Origin of the sequence: Microbacterium gorillae (genome assembly GCF_000826185.2) — a bacterium.
In the GTDB taxonomy this organism is placed as follows: Bacteria; Actinomycetota; Actinomycetes; order Actinomycetales; family Microbacteriaceae; genus Microbacterium; species Microbacterium gorillae.
On sequence record NZ_LN648874.1, the window covers coordinates 701,744 to 718,878 of the forward strand.

At 71.1% G+C, this 17,135-nt stretch carries 13 protein-coding genes; 7 read left to right on the forward strand and 6 right to left on the reverse strand.

What is annotated here, in order from left to right; genetic code table 11:
* Window positions 1-13: 13 nt before the first annotated feature.
* From rhaS to BN1193_RS09295, 5 genes are read left to right on the forward strand one after another with little or no spacing between them, the layout of a single operon-like run.
* Window positions 14-1,066, forward strand: a complete 1,053-nt coding sequence (gene rhaS / locus BN1193_RS09275) for a rhamnose ABC transporter substrate-binding protein (protein ID WP_040165891.1) — start codon at window positions 14-16, stop codon at window positions 1,064-1,066.
* A gap of 51 nt (window positions 1,067-1,117) precedes the next feature.
* Window positions 1,118-1,471, forward strand: a complete 354-nt coding sequence (locus tag BN1193_RS09280; protein WP_040165893.1) for an L-rhamnose mutarotase — start codon at window positions 1,118-1,120, stop codon at window positions 1,469-1,471.
* Window positions 1,468-2,634 (forward strand): L-rhamnose isomerase, encoded by a 1,167-nt coding sequence (gene rhaI / locus BN1193_RS09285; RefSeq protein ID WP_040165895.1) that lies wholly within the window; start codon window positions 1,468-1,470, stop codon window positions 2,632-2,634. Before BN1193_RS09280 ends, rhaI begins: the two co-directional genes overlap by 4 nt.
* Before the next feature lie 25 nt (window positions 2,635-2,659).
* Window positions 2,660-4,696: a bifunctional rhamnulose-1-phosphate aldolase/short-chain dehydrogenase gene (locus BN1193_RS09290; RefSeq protein WP_040165897.1), complete on the forward strand. Its 2,037-nt coding sequence runs from the start codon at window positions 2,660-2,662 to the stop codon at window positions 4,694-4,696.
* A complete protein-coding gene (locus tag BN1193_RS09295; protein WP_040165898.1) occupies window positions 4,693-6,108 on the forward strand; it encodes a rhamnulokinase in 1,416 nt (471 codons plus the stop codon). Before BN1193_RS09290 ends, BN1193_RS09295 begins: the two co-directional genes overlap by 4 nt.
* Before the next feature lie 4 nt (window positions 6,109-6,112).
* On the opposite strand, the gene BN1193_RS09300 is transcribed toward BN1193_RS09295, so the two are convergent.
* From BN1193_RS09300 to BN1193_RS09310, 3 genes are all read right to left on the reverse strand, one after another.
* Complete coding sequence (locus BN1193_RS09300) at window positions 6,113-7,348, reverse strand: D-arabinono-1,4-lactone oxidase (protein ID WP_040165900.1); 1,236 nt, start codon at window positions 7,346-7,348, stop codon at window positions 6,113-6,115.
* Between the two features lie 81 nt (window positions 7,349-7,429).
* Window positions 7,430-8,173 carry a YidC/Oxa1 family membrane protein insertase gene (locus BN1193_RS09305; protein WP_040165902.1) on the reverse strand — a complete coding sequence of 248 codons (744 nt, stop codon included), beginning with the start codon at window positions 8,171-8,173 and terminating at the stop codon, window positions 7,430-7,432.
* 92 nt (window positions 8,174-8,265) lie between these two features.
* Window positions 8,266-8,547: a DUF6412 domain-containing protein gene (locus BN1193_RS09310; protein ID WP_052460609.1), complete on the reverse strand. Its 282-nt coding sequence runs from the start codon at window positions 8,545-8,547 to the stop codon at window positions 8,266-8,268.
* A gap of 156 nt (window positions 8,548-8,703) precedes the next feature.
* On the opposite strand from BN1193_RS09310, the gene ddaH reads away from it, so the two are divergent.
* Window positions 8,704-9,555 carry a dimethylargininase gene (gene ddaH / locus BN1193_RS09315; RefSeq protein WP_040165904.1) on the forward strand — a complete coding sequence of 284 codons (852 nt, stop codon included), beginning with the start codon at window positions 8,704-8,706 and terminating at the stop codon, window positions 9,553-9,555.
* Complete coding sequence (rocD, locus tag BN1193_RS09320) at window positions 9,552-10,745, forward strand: ornithine--oxo-acid transaminase (protein ID WP_040165906.1); 1,194 nt, start codon at window positions 9,552-9,554, stop codon at window positions 10,743-10,745. The genes ddaH and rocD overlap by 4 nt, the downstream gene beginning before the upstream one ends.
* A 118-nt stretch (window positions 10,746-10,863) precedes the next feature.
* Here the strand turns inward: rocD and BN1193_RS09325 are convergent, their stop codons facing one another.
* The 3 genes from BN1193_RS09325 to BN1193_RS09335 form a co-directional block, all read right to left on the reverse strand.
* Complete coding sequence (locus tag BN1193_RS09325; RefSeq protein ID WP_040165908.1) at window positions 10,864-14,457, reverse strand: proline dehydrogenase family protein; 3,594 nt, start codon at window positions 14,455-14,457, stop codon at window positions 10,864-10,866.
* A 327-nt stretch (window positions 14,458-14,784) separates the two neighbouring features.
* Complete coding sequence (gene ligD / locus BN1193_RS09330) at window positions 14,785-15,840, reverse strand: non-homologous end-joining DNA ligase (protein WP_040165910.1); 1,056 nt, start codon at window positions 15,838-15,840, stop codon at window positions 14,785-14,787.
* A 39-nt stretch (window positions 15,841-15,879) separates the two neighbouring features.
* Window positions 15,880-16,992, reverse strand: coding sequence for an SseB family protein (locus BN1193_RS09335; RefSeq protein WP_040165912.1), 1,113 nt, complete (start codon window positions 16,990-16,992; stop codon window positions 15,880-15,882).
* Window positions 16,993-17,135 lie beyond the last annotated feature (143 nt).

Sequence of the window (17,135 nt, forward strand, 5' to 3'; positions counted from 1 at the left end):
AAAGGAAGATGCAATGACGTTTGCACGCAAGCGTGTCGCCGCCCTCGCGGCGGACGCCGTGACCGCCGCTCTCGCGCTCACCGGCTGCGCCGACACCGGCTCCGGAAGCACCGGGGGCAGCACGGACGGTGGCAAGGGTGGCGGCGACGCCACCAACCTCGCTGTGACCTTCGTCCCGAAGAACCTCGGAAACCCCTACTTCGACACCTCGAGCAAGGGCGGCAAAGCGGCCGTCAAGGCCTTCGGCGGAACCTTCAACGAGGTCGGCCCCGCGGAGGCCACCCCGGACGCTCAGGTCAGCTACATCAACACCCTCACCCAGCAGGGCGTCGGCGCGATCGTCATCTCGGCGAACGATCCGAAGGCCATCTGCTCGGCGCTGAACGAGGCCCGCGACGGCGGCGTCAAGGTCGTCACGTTCGACTCGGACACGAACGCCGACTGCCGCGACATCTTCGTCAACCAGGCGGACTCGGAGGGCATCGCGAAGGTTCAGATCGACCAGATCGCCGAGCAGATCGGCAAGAAGGGCGAGGTCGCCATCCTGTCCGCCTCGGCGAACGCGACCAACCAGAACACCTGGATCGACCTGATGAAGAAGTACGCGGCGTCGGAGTACCCCGACCTGTCCATCGTGGAGACGGTGTACGGCGACGACGATGACCAGACCTCGTTCGACAAGACGGCGGCGTTGCTGCAGTCGCACCCGAACCTGAAGGGCATCATCTCCCCCACCACGGTCGGCATCGCCGCCGCGGCGCGCTACCTCAGCACGTCCGAGTACAAGGGCAAGGTCTTCCTGACCGGGCTCGGCACCCCGAACCAGATGCGCGAGTACGTCAAGGACGGCACCGTCACGGCGTTCGCGCTGTGGAACCCGGAGGACCTCGGCTACCTGGCCGCGTACGCCGCCGACGCGCTCATCACCGGGAAGATCACCGGCAAGGAGGGTGACAAGTTCACCGCCGGCGACCTCGGTGACTACACGGTCGGCGCCGACGGCGTCGTCCTGCTCGGCGAGCCGTTCGTGTTCAACAAGGACAACATCGGCGACTTCGACTTCTGAGTCGCCCAGCCCGGCCGGCCGCGCGCCGGCCGGGCACCCGAAAGGCATCGCATGACCCGCGTCTGTTTCACCCTCCGCGTTCGTCCGGACCGGCTCGAGGAGTACCTCGCACGCCATTCGCCGGTCCCGGCCGACATGCTCGCCGAGATCCACGCGGCGGGACGGCGCGACTACTCCCTCTTCGTCGCACCGGACGGGTTGCTCGTCGGCTACTACGAGACCGATGACGACGAAGCCGCACGCGCGTACCTCGCCACGAGTCCCGTGGCCACAGCGTGGGAGGCGGAGATGGCCCCGTTCTTCGCCGGCCTGGAAGGCCGGCCGGATCAGACCCTGCCCCTCACCGAAGTCTTCAACCTGGCGGACCAGCTCTCCGCTGCGAGCCCAGAAAGCACGGCATCATGACCACTCTCTCTCCCGAGATCCTGTCCGCTCTGCAGCAGCAGGCGATCGAGGTCCCGTCCTGGGCCTACGGCAACTCCGGCACCCGGTTCAAGGTGTTCACCACCCCCGGCACGCCCCGCGACCCGTTCGAGAAGGTCGCCGACGCGGCCGAGGTCAACCGCCTCACCGGGCTCGCGCCGGCCGTCGCGCTGCACATCCCGTGGGACCTCGTGGACGACTTCGGCGCCCTGAAGCAGCACGCGGATGACCTCGGCGTCCGGCTCGGCACGATCAACTCCAACACGTTCCAGGACGACGACTACAAGTTCGGCGCACTCACGCACGAGGATGCGGCGATCCGCCGCAAGGCGATCGATCACCACCTGCAGTGCATCGACGTGATGGACGCCACCGGCTCGCGCGACCTGAAGATCTGGCTCGCGGACGGCTCGAACTACCCCGGTCAGGCCGATATGCGCGGCCGTCAGGACCGCCTGCACGTCTCCCTGCAGGAGATCTACGCGCGTCTGTCCGGCGAGCAGCGGATGGTCCTGGAGTACAAGTTCTTCGAGCCGGCGTTCTACCACACCGACGTTCCGGACTGGGGAACCTCCTACGCGCAGGTGGCCGCTCTCGGCGACCGCGCGATGGTGTGCCTGGACACCGGACACCACGCTCCCGGCACGAACATCGAGTTCATCGTGATGCAGCTGACGCGCCTCGGCAAGCTCGGCTCGTTCGATTTCAACTCGCGGTTCTACGCCGACGACGACCTCATCGTCGGCGCGGCGGACCCGTTCCAGCTGTTCCGCATTCTGTTCGAGGTGGTCCGCAACGGCGCCCTGAACAACCCGGACGTCGCGTTCATGCTCGACCAGTGCCACAACGTGGAGAACAAGATCCTCGGGCAGATCCGCTCGGTCCTGAACGTGCAGGAGATGACCGCCCGCGCCCTGCTGGTGGACCGCGACGCCCTGTCCGCCGCGCAGCGCTCCGGCGATGTCCTCGGTGCGAACGGCATCTTCATGGATGCGTTCTACACGGACGTCCGCCCGGCCCTGGCCGACTGGCGCGAGTCCCGCGGCCTGCCGGCCGATCCGATGGCGGCCTACGCCGCGAGCGACTACCAGTCGCGCATCGAAGCAGACCGCGTCGGCGGCACCCAGGCGAGCTGGGGCGCCTGAGCGCCCCCACCACAGAGAGCACACGATGACGAACCCCACTGCCGCCGAGCTCATCGCGCGGAGCAACCGCCTGGGCGCGGACCCGAAGAACACCAACTACGCCGGCGGCAACACGTCCGCGAAGGGCACCGACACCGACCCCGTGACCGGTGAGCCCGTCGACCTGCTGTGGGTGAAGGGCTCCGGCGGAGACCTCGGCACGCTCACCGAGTCCGGTCTCGCGGTGCTGCGGCTGGACCGCATGCGCGCCCTGGTGAACGTGTACCCGGGCGTGGAGCGCGAGGACGAGATGGTCGCCGCGTTCGACTACTGCCTGCACGGCAAGGGCGGCGCCGCGCCGTCCATCGACACCGCCATGCACGGCCTCGTCGATGCCGCGCACGTGGACCACCTGCACCCGGACGCCGGCATCGCCATCGCGACCGCGGCCGACGGCCCGGCGCTCACCGCGAAGATCTTCGGCGACGCTGTCGCGTGGGTCCCGTGGCGTCGTCCCGGCTTCCAGCTGGGGCTGGACATCGCCGAGATCAAGGCGCAGAACCCGCAGGCGATCGGTTGCATCCTCGGCGGTCACGGCATCACGGCGTGGGGCGACACGTCCGACGAGGCCGAGCGCAACAGCCGCCACATCATCGACACCGCCGCCGCGTACATCGCCGAGCACGGCGCGGCTGAGCCGTTCGGCCCGGTGCGCGACGGTTTCGCGGCCCTGCCCGAAGCGGAGCGTCGCGCTCGCGCCGCCGCCCTCGCCCCGACGCTGCGCGGCATCGCGTCGCAGGACCGGGTGATGGTCGGTCACTACACCGACGGCGACGTGGTGCTCGACTTCCTCGCCTCGGCCCAGGCGCCGGACCTCGCCGCGCTCGGCACGTCCTGCCCGGATCACTTCCTGCGCACGAAGGTCAAGCCGCTGATCCTGGATCTGCCCGCGACGGCTCCGCTGGAGGATCAGCTCGCCCGACTCGCCGAACTGCACGAGGAGTACCGCGCCGACTATAAGGCGTACTACGACGCGCACGCCACGGCGGACTCGCCGGCGATCCGTGGCGCCGACCCGCTCATCATCCTGGTCCCGGGCGTCGGCATGTTCAGCTACGGCAAGGACAAGCAGACCGCCCGCGTCGCCGGTGAGTTCTACGTCAACGCGATCAACGTGATGCGCGGCGCCGAGGCTCTGTCGACCTACGCCCCGATCTCGGATGAGGAGAAGTTCCGCATCGAGTACTGGGCGCTCGAGGAGGCCAAGCTGCAGCGGATGCCGAAGCCCCGCTCGCACGCCGGACGCATCGCGCTGGTCACCGGGGCCGCCTCCGGCATCGGCAAGGCGATCGCCACGCGCCTGGCCGCCGAGGGCGCGTGCGTCATCGTCGCGGACCTGGATCTCGCCAAGGCCCAGGCGGCCGCGGCCGAGCTCGGGAACACGGACGTCGCGATCGGCGTGGCCGCGAACGTCGCGGACGCGGACGCGGTGCAGGCCGCGATCGATGACGCCGTCCTCGCCTTCGGCGGACTCGACCTCGTCGTCAACAACGCCGGGCTGTCGCTGTCCAAGCCGCTGCTGGAGACCACCGAGAAGGACTGGGACCTGCAGCACGACGTCATGGCGAAGGGCTCGTTCCTGGTGTCCAAGGCGGCCGCGAAGGTCCTCATCGAGCAGAAGCTCGGCGGCGACATCATCTACATCTCCTCGAAGAACTCCGTCTTCGCCGGTCCGAACAACATCGCGTACTCCGCCACTAAGGCCGACCAGGCTCACCAGGTGCGCCTGCTCGCGGTCGAGCTCGGTGAGCACGGCGTCCGCGTCAACGGCATCAACCCCGACGGCGTCGTCCGCGGGTCCGGGATCTTCGCCTCCGGCTGGGGCGCCAATCGTGCCGCCACCTACGGCGTGAAGGAGCAGGACCTCGGTCAGTTCTACGCGAACCGCACGATCCTCAAGCGCGAGGTCGTGCCGGAGAACGTCGCCGACGCGGTCTACGTCCTGACCGGACCCGAGCTGTCCCGCACCACCGGCCTGCACATCCCGGTCGACTCCGGCGTCGCCGCCGCGTTCCTGCGATGACCGGAGCCGTCGCCGCGATCGACCTGGGCGCCACCAGCGGCCGGGTCATCGTCGGGCACGTCGGGCCGGACACCCTGCGGATGGAGCAGGTCGCACGGTTCGGCAACGGCCCGGTCGATCTCGGCGGCAGCCTGCACTGGGACGTCACGGGCCTGTACGCGCAGTCCCTCGCCGGTCTGCGCGACGCCCTGCGAACGACGCCGGGGATCGTGTCGATCGGCGTCGACTCGTGGGCGGTCGACTACGCGCTCCTGCGCGGCGGACGTCTGCTCGGCGAGCCGTTCCACTATCGCGACGAGCGCACCCGCGCGGGCGCCGCCGCCGTGGACGCGCGCCTCCCGCACGCGAAGCTGTACGCTCGCAACGGCCTGCAGTTCCTGCCGTTCAACACGCTCTACCAGCTCGCCGCCGAGGACCCGGCGGTGCTCGAGATCGCGGACCGCCTGCTGCTGGTGCCCGACCTCCTCGCGTTCTGGCTCACCGGCCGCGCCCGCACCGAGGTGACCAACGCGTCCACCACCGGGCTGCTGGACGCGCGGACGCGCGCGTGGGATGAGGACCTCATCGCCCGCCTCGGCCTGCCCCGCGGAGTGTTCGCGGACCTCGTCCAGCCGGGTGCGGAGATCGGCCGCCTGCGTCCCGTCGTGGCTGCCGCGCTCGGAGCCCCCGAGGCGCTGGGCGTGACGGCGGTGGGATCGCATGACACCGCGTCGGCCGTCGTCGCCGTGCCGATGGATCCGGCCACCGCCGTGTACATCTCCTGCGGCACGTGGGGACTGGTCGGCGCGGAGGTTGCGGAACCCGTGCTGAGCGACGCCGCTCGCCGCGCCGGTTTCACCAACGAGGGCGGTGTCGATGACCGCATTCGGCTGCTGCACAACGTGATGGGTCTGTGGATCCTCAGCGAGACGGTGCGCGGCTGGGAGCGCGAGGGCGAGCGCGTGGACCTGCCCGCGCTGCTGGCCGCCGCGGCGGCGGAGCCGGAACCGGCGCGAGTGTTCGACGTCGACGACGAGCGATTCCTCGCCCCGGGCGAGATGACCGCGCGCATCGACGCCTGGTACGCCGAACACGACGTCGCCCCGCCCCGCACGCGCGCCGCGTACGCGCGCGCGATCGTGGAGTCCCTCGCCGAGGCGTTCGCCCGGACCGCGCATCAGGCGGCCGAGCTCGCCGGCATCGACCTCCGCACGATCCACATCGTCGGCGGCGGCGCGCTGAACACGCTGCTGTGCGAACGGACCGCGACCCGCGCCGGCGTACGCGTCCTCGCCGGGCCGGTGGAGGCCACCGCCCTGGGCAACGTCCTCGTGCAGGCGCGCGCGCACGGGCTCGTCCACGGGACGCTGGAGGACCTCCGCACCTTGGTCGCCCGGACGCACGAAGTCACCGAGCACCGGCCCGGCCGCTGAGCCGTCAGCGGGCTTCGCGCAACCCGACGCGGACGAGGTGGTCGTTGGCGAAGCGTCCCTCCGGGTCGAGCCGCTCGTACACGGCGCGTGCATCGCCCAGCCGCGGCACCACGGATTCCAGCCGCGCGCGGTCGAACAGGTGGAGCTTGCCCCAGTGCGGACGGGCGGCGAAGGGTTCCAGCGCCGCCTCGATTCCGACGAGCGCCGCCCGGACCTCGTCGGGGCGGTTCTCCCACGTGAAGTGGATGATCACGCTGTCCCGTCGGTACGCCGGGCTCAGCCACAGTTCGTCCGCGCCCGCCGTGCGGATCTCCGTGACGATGAGGTGCTCCCGGAACGAGTCCCCCAGCGCACGAACGGCCGCGAGCGCGGCGGGCGCATCCTGACGCGAAACGAAGTACTCGGTCTGCAGTTCGTCCCCGCGGGAGGGCACCGCGTCGGCGCGGAAGTGCGGGATGCGCAGGTGCCAGGGCCCCACGGTGCCGATCTCGGTGATGTTGTCCCCCATCCCGATCGGGGAGATGCGTGAGGATGAGCGCACGGCGTCCGCGATGTGATCGGTGATCTCCGCCCCGGCACGTCGTTTCACCCACAGCGGTCCGGCCTCGTCCTCCCAGCGGCTGAAGATCGACACGCTGTCGGCCGCGCCGGTGACCGCGGAGACATCAGCGAACAGCGCCTCCCAACTGAGGCCCTCGTAGACGTCCTGGCGCACCTCGTAGCGGGGTTCGATGTCCAGGGTGAGGTCGGTGACGATGCCGAACGCCCCGACGCCCACCACGAGCGCCGAGAAGTCGTCATCGCCGCGGACGAGCTCGTGCAGTTCCCCGTCCGCCCCCAGGTAGCGCAGGGACCGCACGGCGGTGCTCAGCACGCCCTTCGCGTCGCCCGAACCGTGCGTCGCGGTCTGCGTCGCACCGCCGACGTTGATGTGCGGCAGCGAACCCATGTTGTGCAAGGCGAAGCCGGCGGCGTCGAGCTGCGTGGCGAGAACCGCGTACCGGGTGCCCGCGGTGACGCGCGCCGTCATCGTCTCACCGTCGATCCGCGCCGGACCCTCCAGGCCGGTCACGTCGATCAGCGTGCCGTCGGTGTCGGGCAGGTCGGTGAACGAATGACGAGTGCCGAGGGCGTGCACGCGCCCCGGTCGCGCCAGCGCTCGGCGGATGTCCTCCACCGAGGACGCGACGGTCAGCGCCGGAGCGCGGTACGTGTGGGATCCGGCCCAGTTCTGCGCCATGGTCCTCCTTCACCGGATGAATCGCCGCATGACGAGTTCCGAAAATCGTACGCGACACGTGGCGGTGCCCCGGACGCGTCCTCACGCCGCCGGCAGCGGATGGCGACGCCGCAGCAGGACGCGCTGCGCCAGGGTCCAGGCGACGGTGGTGGCGAGATACAGTCCGGCGGCGACCGGTACGAACAGGGCGAACACGGCGGTGAGGTACTGCAGCGCGCCGAGCATGCGCTGGGCGCCGCTGGAGGCGAGCGGTCCTTCCGCCGGGACGGTGGGACGGAACGCCCGCCGCGTCAGCTCTCCCACCACGGCGATGATCGCCACGATGGTTCCGACGACGAGCACCGTCGGCAGATCCAGCGAGCCCCGCCCCAGCGCGCCCACGAAGCTCGTGCCGAGCGGAACACCGGCGAGCTGGTGGGCGAGCAGGGCGTTCGGGTGTCCGGCGATCTCCGGTCGCAGGAAGAGCGTGTAGATCAGACCGACCACGGGCGCCTGAGCCAGCAGGGGCAGGCAGCCGGCGAACGGCGACGTGTTCTCGTCGGTGTACAGCTTCATCGTCTCGCGCTGCAGGCGTTCCGGATTCTTCTTGTGCCGGGCCTGCAGTTCCCGCAGCCGTGGAGCGAGCCGGGCGCGCATCTGCTCGGCCTTGGCCTGCGAGACGCCGACCGGTATCAGGCAGGCCCGGACGAGGAGGGTGACGAGGATGACCGCGAGCGCCGCGGCCGAGACCCCGACCGCGGGTTCGAGCAGATCGGCGAGCGCGATCAGTCCGGAGTAGGCCGCGTCCAGGAGCGCGGCGAGGGGTGGGAAGGCGAAGATGTCCATGAGTGAGTCCGATGTTCCGGTTCCAGAGGTTGAGCTTCTGGCCACGGACCGCACGACGAACGCCCCCGGAAGGGACGCTCAGGCGCGGCGGATCACGCGGCCGAGGCCGCGATACCGGGGGCTCGAGGACGCGCATGCCCCGGGGCGTCCGGGTCGCTCTGCGCAGGAGTGGGTGCTCGCCCGGCGCCGTGCCGGGCGAAGACGGATCGGGTCTCAGCGAAGGGCGTCTGTCCGGCCGCGCTGAGCATGACCGCGAGGAGGGCGACCGCGACGAGGGCCACGGCGAGCGCCAGGACGGCGGACTGCGCCGACAGCGGAGCCCCGACGAGGATCGTGAACAGGTTCAGCACGAGTGCGTGCCACGCATCGATCATCCGAGCCTCCCCTCGTTCGCCCTCACGCTAACACGGCAGTCCGGCCCGGACCGGAGGTTCCGGTGACATACTGACGGTGGCGTGCTCGGTCGCCGGTCTCATTCGACTCCGCCGAGCCTGGAGGACAGCGTCCGCCGCACTCTCATGAGGAGACACATGTCGACGCACGACACCGCCCGCATCGCCCACCACCGCCGGTACCTGATGTGCCGCCCGGAACACTTCACGGTGGACTACTCGATCAACCCGTGGATGGACCCCGCTCGGCCGACGGACACCGCCAACGCCGTGGCGCAGTGGCAGGTTCTGCACGATCTCTACCTCCGCCTCGGGCACGAGGTGGAACTCATCGATCCGCTCCCGGACTACCCGGACATGGTCTACACCGCCAACGGCGGCTTCGTGATCGGCGGCGTCGCTTACGGACCGAAGTTCCGCTACGTCGAGCGCGCCGGGGAGGCCCCCGCGTTCATCGACTGGTTCGACGCGAACGGCTTCACCGCCGTCACGCCTCGCGAGACCAACGAGGGCGAGGGCGACTTCCTGCTCGCCGGTGAGATCATCCTCGCCGGAACGGGCTTCCGTTCCTCCGACGCCAGCCACGCCGAGATCGCCGAGCTGTTCGACCGGGAGGTCGTCTCGCTCACCCTCGTGGACCCCCGCTTCTACCACCTCGACACGGCGCTGACCGTCCTGGATCCGGTCGTCGAGCCCGGCGCCGAGCCCGGCATCGCCTACCTGCCGCACGCGTTCGACGAGGCATCCCAGGCGATCCTGGCGGAGCGCTTCCCGAACGCCATCCGCGTCGCGGATGCGGACGGCGCGGTGTTCGGTCTGAACTCCGCCAGCGACGGCCGCAACGTCATCATCTCCCCGCGCGCCACCGGTTTCGGTGCACAGCTGCGCGAGCGCGGGTACGAGGTCCACGAGGTGGACCTGTCCGAACTGCTGCTGGGCGGCGGCGGCATCAAGTGCTGCACTCTGGAACTGCGCGGAGAAGCATCATGACCGATCTGATCACCACCGCCGAAGCCCACCTCGCCCACAACTACCACCCGCTGCCGGTCGTCGTGTCCTCCGGCGAGGGTGCGTGGGTGACCGACACCGAGGGCAAGCGCTACCTCGACCTGCTGTCGGCGTATTCCGCGCTCAACTTCGGTCACGGCCACCCGGACATCCTCGCCGCCGCGCACGCGCAGCTGGACCGTCTGACGCTCACCAGCCGCGCGTTCCACAACGATCGTCTCGGTCCGTTCGTGACCGCGCTGGCCGAGCTCTGCGGCAAGGACCTCGTCCTGCCGATGAACACCGGCGCCGAGGCGGTGGAGACCGGGATCAAGGTCGCCCGAGCGTGGGGCTACCGGGTCAAGGGCATCCCGGACGGGCGCGCGAACATCATCGTCGCGGCCGGCAACTTCCACGGCCGCACCACCACGATCGTGAGCTTCAGCGACGACGACTCCGCCCGCGACGGCTTCGGCCCGTTCACGCCGGGCTTCACGATCGTGCCGTACGGCGACGCGGACGCCATCGCCGCGGCGATCGACGGTGACACCGCCGCCGTGCTCGTCGAGCCCATTCAGGGCGAGGCCGGCGTGATCATCCCGCCGGAGGGGTACCTGCGCGCGATCCGGGAGATCACCGAGCGCGAGAACGTGCTGATGATCGCGGACGAGATCCAGTCCGGGCTCGCGCGCGTCGGGACGACCTTCGCGTGCGACCGCGAGGGTGTCGTGCCGGACATGTACCTCCTCGGCAAGGCGCTCGGGGGCGGCGTCCTGCCGGTGTCCGCCGTCGTGGCGAACGAGGACGTGCTCGGCGTCATCGCGCCCGGCGAGCACGGCTCGACATTCGGGGGCAACCCCCTGGCCGCGGCGGTGGGCCTGCAGGTCGTGCGCATGCTCGCGGAGGGCACCTGGCAGGAGCGGGCCACGCAGCTCGGCGCGCACCTGGCCGAGCAGCTGCAACCGCTGGTGGGCGCGGGCGTCACCGCGGTGCGCGTCGCGGGTCTCTGGGCCGGCGTCGACATCGACCCGTCCCACGGCACCGGGCGCGAGGTCGCGGAGAAGCTCCTCGAGCGCGGTGTCCTGGTCAAGGACACCCACGGTCAGACCGTGCGCATCGCTCCCCCGCTCGTGATCCGCGCCACCGAGATCGACTGGGCCGTGGAACAGCTGCGTCTGGTCCTCGCCGACTGACCCGTCGCTCTCACGTCCGGCAGGAATCCCGCGCGGAACCTGCCGGGCGTGAGAGCGACCTCGGGATTGCTCTCATGCACGGCAGATCCAGCGCCGCAGAAGTGTCGGCGATGAGGCGTCAGATGACGGACTCGGACCAGGGGTCCGGGAGCCCCCCACGCTGCGCGGTGATCGAGATGACCTGTTCACGCAGATACGCCAGCAGCTCCAGGCGGCCCGACGTCGTGGGTTCGCCGATGTGGGCCGAGGGCGCCTGCGCGCCGAGGCGTTCGATGAGGTCGGCGGCGGCCTCCGCGGCGGAGGGACCGACGATGCGCACGCGATCCACGCCCGTCTCCGGCAGTCGCTCGCACCACTCCGCGTCGGATTCCATGAACACCGTGACGCCCTGTTCGCCGAGGGCGTGGCGGACCGCCGCCGGCAGTCCCGACTGCAGCGACAGGGTGATCGCCGACCGCGCGCGGATGGCGGCGATGACGGTCCGCAGCACCTGTGCGAGAGTCGCGTCCGCGGTCGCGCGCACCGCAGCCGGCACGCTGCGGTAGCGCAGCAGATTCCGCTCGACGCCGAGCCGGGAGACGTCCTTGACGCGCCCGAACTCACGGTCCCAGACCACGGCATCGGCCAGAGCCGCCCGACGCAACCAGTCGAAGGAGCTGAAGTCGAGGCTCGGCTGTGCGGCCTCGATCAGCATCGTGATGCGGGAGTCGAGGCCTTTCAGGTGCAGCGTGGACGACGAGGTCGTCCCTCCGCTCGAACGCCACCGGCCCAGGCCGACGAGACGGTTCGGACCGCCCGCGCGCCCGGCCGGGCCGACCGCAGAAGCACCCCATCCGCCCAGCGGACGTCGCTGCACGACGCCGCCGTCGAGTGCGCGGTTGATCGCCAGGGTGCCGGCCTCGACCTCGGTCAGGAAGCGTGCGAGGTCGGTCGGGTTGCGCGTGTGCAGCGAAGCCGCCCCACCCGCGGAGATCTCGTTGTGCAGGCGGATCGCCTCCACGAGGGTCGTGGCCGGCAGCACACCGAGCACCGGTCCCGCGATCGCGGCGCTCAGGTACGGCGCACCGGGCTGGACACCGGTGCGCACACCGGGGGTCCACAATCGCGCCTCCACGCGACGTGGCTCCACGAGCCAGCGCTCCCCCGGGTCCAGATGCGTGAGGGCGCGCTCGAGGGCCTCGTCCGGCTCGGACCGCAGCGGGCCGAGGTCCGCTCGCGGATCTTCCGGGAACGCGGCGCGCAGGGAGCGCGTGATGTCGGCCAGTTGCCGAGCAAGACGCCGGGACCGGCCGGCGGACCCGACCACGATGGCGACGCCCGCCGATGCGGGCCCCTGACCGGAACGCGCGAATGCGCTGCGTGCGATGTCGATCGCGGCGCGGTCCAGGTCCGCGGACGGCATGATGATCATCACCGCCCGGCCGGAGACGGTGCCACTGATCTCAAGATCGGCGCGGACGGCTCGTAGCAGTGACGCATCCGCGGGTGAGCCGGTGAACAGCACCCGCTCGATGATCGGGTCCGCGGCGAGGGTCACCGCGTCCTCCGCTCGCGCGATCACGAGCACCCCGTCCGGCAGCCCCGCTGTGGCCAGAGCCTCCGCGACGACGTCCCCCACCGCAGGAGCAGTCGTGCACAGCAGCGTGCCCGATCCGGCCGCGATCGTGGCGAACGCGTCGGCGGCACCGGCCGCGGGTGCGGCGTCCGCACCGGCGAACACCACGGTGGCGACGGCGGGGACGAACACGGCGCCCTTGATGGCATCCAACTCGCGCGCCAGGGACGCGGCGTAGGTGGCGGCGTCGATGAGTCGCGTCGCCTCGGCGTCGGCCTCAGCGAAGGGTAGGCCGCTCTCGGCCGCGATCGCGGCGATCAGGTCAGCGCGGTGCTCCTGCAGGTGCGCGGCGGCGCGCCGCAGCACGGCGGCGCGCTCGACGGCCGGGAGGGAGCCCCAGTCCGGGGCGGCGGTGCGGACGCGCATGAGCACCGCTTCCGCGTCGATGCTCTCCGCCGGGGATTCGGCGGTGGGGGCGGCGAGCGCCGGGACCCGAGCGAGCACCTGCGTCGACCACTCGCGATTCGCCGGGGTGGAGGGGTCCGTGTCGGCCTCGTTGTGGAACCCGGGTGCACCCAGGGCATCGGAGGGATCTTCGTGCGTGGCGAACACCGCCGTCTCCACGAAGGGCGTCCCGCCGAAGAACAGACCTTCACCGTCCCGACCGATCGGGCTCGTCTCCGTGGACTCCGAGGCGCGCGCGATCCCCATCACCTCCTCGGTGAGGGCCGCGGTGCTGTGCAGGTCCGGCGCGCGGACGATCCGGGTGTCCTCAACGGGGACCGGCGGCAGCGCGCGATCCTGCGTCCGGCGCGATCCGGTGGGGAGCATCGGGTCCGCTGCGCGGACGCGCGCACGGTCCAGGCGCTCGGCACCCCGGGAGAGGTCGCCGCGTCCGGCGGCGGAGCGAAGCACACGGATCACGTGCGCGGCGGTGCCGTCCCGAGCGTCCGCGACGGCGATCGGCGCGTCCACTCGGACAGAACCGACATCCTGCACGAGGGCGGTCAGCGCCCCGGGCGAGACGCCGAGGTGAACGCCGACCTCGACCGCTTCCGGCACGCCGCGCTCGTCAGCCAGCTCCCGGGCGAACGCCGCGATGAGCGGGTCGTCCGCGGACACGCCGATGCGCACGGCCGAATTCTCCGCAGTGATCGCCCAGTCCAGGATTCGCAGGACGGACGCGTCCACGTCCGTCTGCGTCGCGTGCACCACGCCTGCCCACCCGTGCAGCGGCGACTCCGCCTCCTCCTCCGCGAGGTCCGTTCCGGCGATCAGGTTGATGCCGATGCCGGAACCGCCCGCGGCGGCGCGCTCGCGCGCCCAGGCCGTCAGCTGCTGCACCGCCGGCAGCGTGTCCGGCAGCTCGATCGGCAGCGCGATCGCGGCGTCGACCCCGGACAGCGCCGGGTCTTCGAGCAGTCGGGTGAAGACCGCGATCGTGAGATCCAGGTCGCGGTGCGCGGGCACCTCGAGCGTCAACCGCGCGGTCGGCAGCGCGCCCGCCAGCAGGGAGCCGGCGTAGAACGGCAGCAGCTGCTCCACCGCAGCCACCACGGTGTCCTCGAACGACCAGGGCGATCCGACGGCCACCACCTCGCGCAGCGTGAACGTGACGCCGTCGACGTCCTCCCGCGCAGCGAGGGCGTGCAACTCGTCGATCCGACGCATCGCGGCATCGGACCCCAGGACGCGCTCCCCGAGGAGTCGCACGTCGACGCGGGCGTCATGGCCGCGGATGGCCGCGAGGCTCGCCGTGAGTCGGGCCGGACGCGGGTCCAGCAGGAGGTGGCCGACGACGTCACGCAGCGCGCGGCGGGACAGCGGCACGATCGGTGCCGGCAGCACCGGAGCGACCGCTCCGCCCAGTCGCACCGCACCGCGCAGATACCACGGCAGGCCGGTGGGCGCCGCCGGAGCGACGCGGTGGAAGCCGCCCGCCGCGACGCTCAGGCTCTCCGGACGCAGCAGCGCGTCGACCACGCTGAGCGTGAACGGCAGCCCCTGCGGGTCCTGCAGCATCGCATCGAGCCGACGGGTCGCGGGGTCGGCGGGAGCATCCGCGGCGGGCGTACGCCACCGTTGCGCGCGTTCCGCAGCGGCACGAACCCGGTCATCGGCGGCGGGGGCGGGGGATGCCGTCTCGTCGGTCACCATGCCCCAACACTACGTTCGCCGGGGCCCGGAACCGCGCCTCGGCACGGGTTTCCCGTCACACCCATAACCGCGTCGCGCCACCGGCGTGGGGAGCCGATGGCGCGACGCTGCTCCCCGGCGGTCGAGAACGGGGAGGGACGGGATGAGGCGAACCGCTGTCGCGGTGCCTCATCTCCACAGAACGGGGGTGCTCGGGTGGCGTCGTCGCGTTGGGCCGCGGACGACCCGTCCGCCCAACACCCTGCCGTGATCTCGGCCCGGCGGACAGCGATTGCGAGAGAACTCCGTATTCGGCGGCGCGCACCGCTGTAGCGTCGGCGGACGGCCTCAGCGCGCCGACGAGGATCCGTTTTCGTCGCCACCGCGGTCCGTGCGCGCCCGAGAGGGCTGCACCCGCGGCGGCTCGCCGGGCATCTTCGGGAACTCCGGGGGGAACGGCAGCTCGCCGAGCCCGGCGTCCACATCGCGTTGCCACCACGCCAGCAGCGTGTCGAGGTTTCCGGGCGTCGCCGAGAATTCCGCCCACGGGTCACCGTGATCGGCGAGACGCTGCGGAATCGTGCGCACGGTGAAGGAGGTGGGGTCGGCAGTGTCGAGTTCGTCCCAGGTGATCGGAGCGGACACGGTCGCGCTCGGCAGCGCGCGGGGGCTGTACGCACCCGCCATCGTCCGATCCCGGTTCGCCTGATTGAAGTCGATGAAGATCCGCTCCCCGCGCTCCTCCTTCCACCAGGCTGTCGTGACCCGGTCCGGCATGCGTCGTTCGAGCTCACGCCCCGCCGCGATGACGGCGTGCCGGACCTCGAGGAACTCGTGCTCGGGAACGATCGGTGCGAACAGGTGCAGGCCGCGGTTGCCGCTGGTCTTGATCCAGCTCGCCAGTCCCGCTTCGGCGAGCACCGCACGCATGCCGTGGGCGGCGTGGACGGCATCGGAGAAGTCGGTGCCCGGCTGGGGATCGAGGTCGATCCTCAGCTCCACCGGGTCATCCGTGTCGACGGCCAGCGACGCCCAGGGGTGGAAGACGACGGTGTTCATCTGCGCCGCCCACACCACCGCGGCCGGCTCCGTCAGAACGAGCTGCGGGTGGGAGCGCCCGGAGTTGTAGCGCACCGAGACGGATGCGACGTAATCCGGTGTCCCCTTCGGCGGATTCTTGGAGAAGAAGCTCTCCCCGTCGACGGCCCCCGGGAACCGTTCCAGCGACACCGGCCGCGACCCGTTGTGCGCCAGGAACGGGCCGGACACGGTGATCAGATACTCCGCCAGCTCATGCTTGGTGATCCCGGCTTCCGGAAAGACGACACGGTTCGGACTGGACAGAGACACCTCACGGTCCCCGGCAGGACCGGGGACCGTGAGGGTGATGCGTTCCGATGCCATGGTCCGACCCTATGACCTGCGTCAGCGGACCGACAGGGATCAGTCCGCGAGCACGGGAGCCAGCTCGGCGCGCGAGAGTCGCATGCTCGGGCCGGCGGCGTCGATCAGCACGCCGGTCAGGCCGTCCGTCTCGGACAGCGCCAACCGGAGCTGCTCGAGCGAGAACGCCGCGGCCTTCTCGTCGCGCCCCAGGGAGACGACCTCGAGAGGGTGCGAGAACAGCTGCAGCAGCCGCTCGCCGTCGGCGGTGCGCGCCTCCGCGACACCGTAGATCGGGTTGCCGGACTCGTCATTGCCGGCTGTGCCGACCGCGACCCACACCTTCGATTCGCGCAGCGTCTCGGCGACCTTCTTGACCAGGTCCTCGTGGGCGATCTGCGACCGGTCCATCGCCATCACGGTCTTCAGCCGGAACTCGTCGTCCGCCTCGGCCATGATCCGCTGCAGCAGATCGATCGGAACGACCACGCGGTGCGGAGCGGACGCGTTGTCCAGGATGAGGCCGGCGAACTCGTTCTGCAGCACGTGGCGGGCCACCAGGACGGCGGGCTGGCCGAAAGCACTGGTGCCGGTGTCGCCGTCCGCGGTCACCGCCTCCTGCAGCGCGCGGCCGGAGCTGAACGCGAGCATGAAGTTGCGGTCGCCGTCTCGGACGATGCCCAACTGCAGGTCCTCGCCCGCTTCGACCTGTTCGCGGGCGTCGCCCTTCACGCGCAGGAACAGGTGGCCCTGCAGCATCTGACGCACGACGCCGATCAGTTCGTTCGGCTCGGGATCGGGGTTGAGGCGCGCCAGCGCGTCGCGCAGGACGGCGTTGTCGCGCAGTCCGGGCGCGGTCTCCCAGTTCGCCGGCGGCTCGTCGGCGGCGAAGGGCAGAGCGACGGTGCCATCGGCGTTGCGCGACGGAGCGTTCGTCGGCTGCGGCGCCGGGATGTCCGGGGCCGCCGGGGGCTTCGGCGTCCCACCGAGACCACCGAACGTGGACATCGAGATTCCGACGTGCGGGACGTCCTCGGTCGGCGCGGGCTCGGTCGACGCCTCCTCGGCGGGAGTCGTCTCGGGAGCGTCCACGGCGGCCGGATCCGGCGTGTCCGTCGCGGAATCCGCGGCGGCGTCGGGCTGGTCGTTCTTGCGACGCGAGAAGAGTGCCATGCGCCCAGCCTAGCCGCGAGAGCCGGCGCCCCGGCGACCGCACCGGGGACCCGATGGTCGAACCCGGCACGGCCGACGGGTGGAGCCGCCGTGGCGCACCCGCCGATCCGGCATCGCTGCTCGGTCGCGCGCGACGATCGCGA

Coding starts and splice junctions, on each gene's coding strand:
- BN1193_RS09325 (WP_040165908.1), bottom strand. CDS start 14,457: ATGGTGACCGACGAGACGGCATCCCCCGCCCCCGCCGCCGATGACCGG.
- ddaH (WP_040165904.1), top strand. CDS start 8,704: ATGTCGACGCACGACACCGCCCGCATCGCCCACCACCGCCGGTACCTG.
- rocD (WP_040165906.1), top strand. CDS start 9,552: ATGACCGATCTGATCACCACCGCCGAAGCCCACCTCGCCCACAACTAC.
- BN1193_RS09310 (WP_052460609.1), bottom strand. CDS start 8,547: ATGATCGATGCGTGGCACGCACTCGTGCTGAACCTGTTCACGATCCTC.
- BN1193_RS09290 (WP_040165897.1), top strand. CDS start 2,660: ATGACGAACCCCACTGCCGCCGAGCTCATCGCGCGGAGCAACCGCCTG.
- ligD (WP_040165910.1), bottom strand. CDS start 15,840: ATGGCATCGGAACGCATCACCCTCACGGTCCCCGGTCCTGCCGGGGAC.
- BN1193_RS09335 (WP_040165912.1), bottom strand. CDS start 16,992: ATGGCACTCTTCTCGCGTCGCAAGAACGACCAGCCCGACGCCGCCGCG.
- rhaI (WP_040165895.1), top strand. CDS start 1,468: ATGACCACTCTCTCTCCCGAGATCCTGTCCGCTCTGCAGCAGCAGGCG.
- BN1193_RS09305 (WP_040165902.1), bottom strand. CDS start 8,173: ATGGACATCTTCGCCTTCCCACCCCTCGCCGCGCTCCTGGACGCGGCC.
- BN1193_RS09280 (WP_040165893.1), top strand. CDS start 1,118: ATGACCCGCGTCTGTTTCACCCTCCGCGTTCGTCCGGACCGGCTCGAG.
- rhaS (WP_040165891.1), top strand. CDS start 14: ATGACGTTTGCACGCAAGCGTGTCGCCGCCCTCGCGGCGGACGCCGTG.
- BN1193_RS09300 (WP_040165900.1), bottom strand. CDS start 7,348: ATGGCGCAGAACTGGGCCGGATCCCACACGTACCGCGCTCCGGCGCTG.
- BN1193_RS09295 (WP_040165898.1), top strand. CDS start 4,693: ATGACCGGAGCCGTCGCCGCGATCGACCTGGGCGCCACCAGCGGCCGG.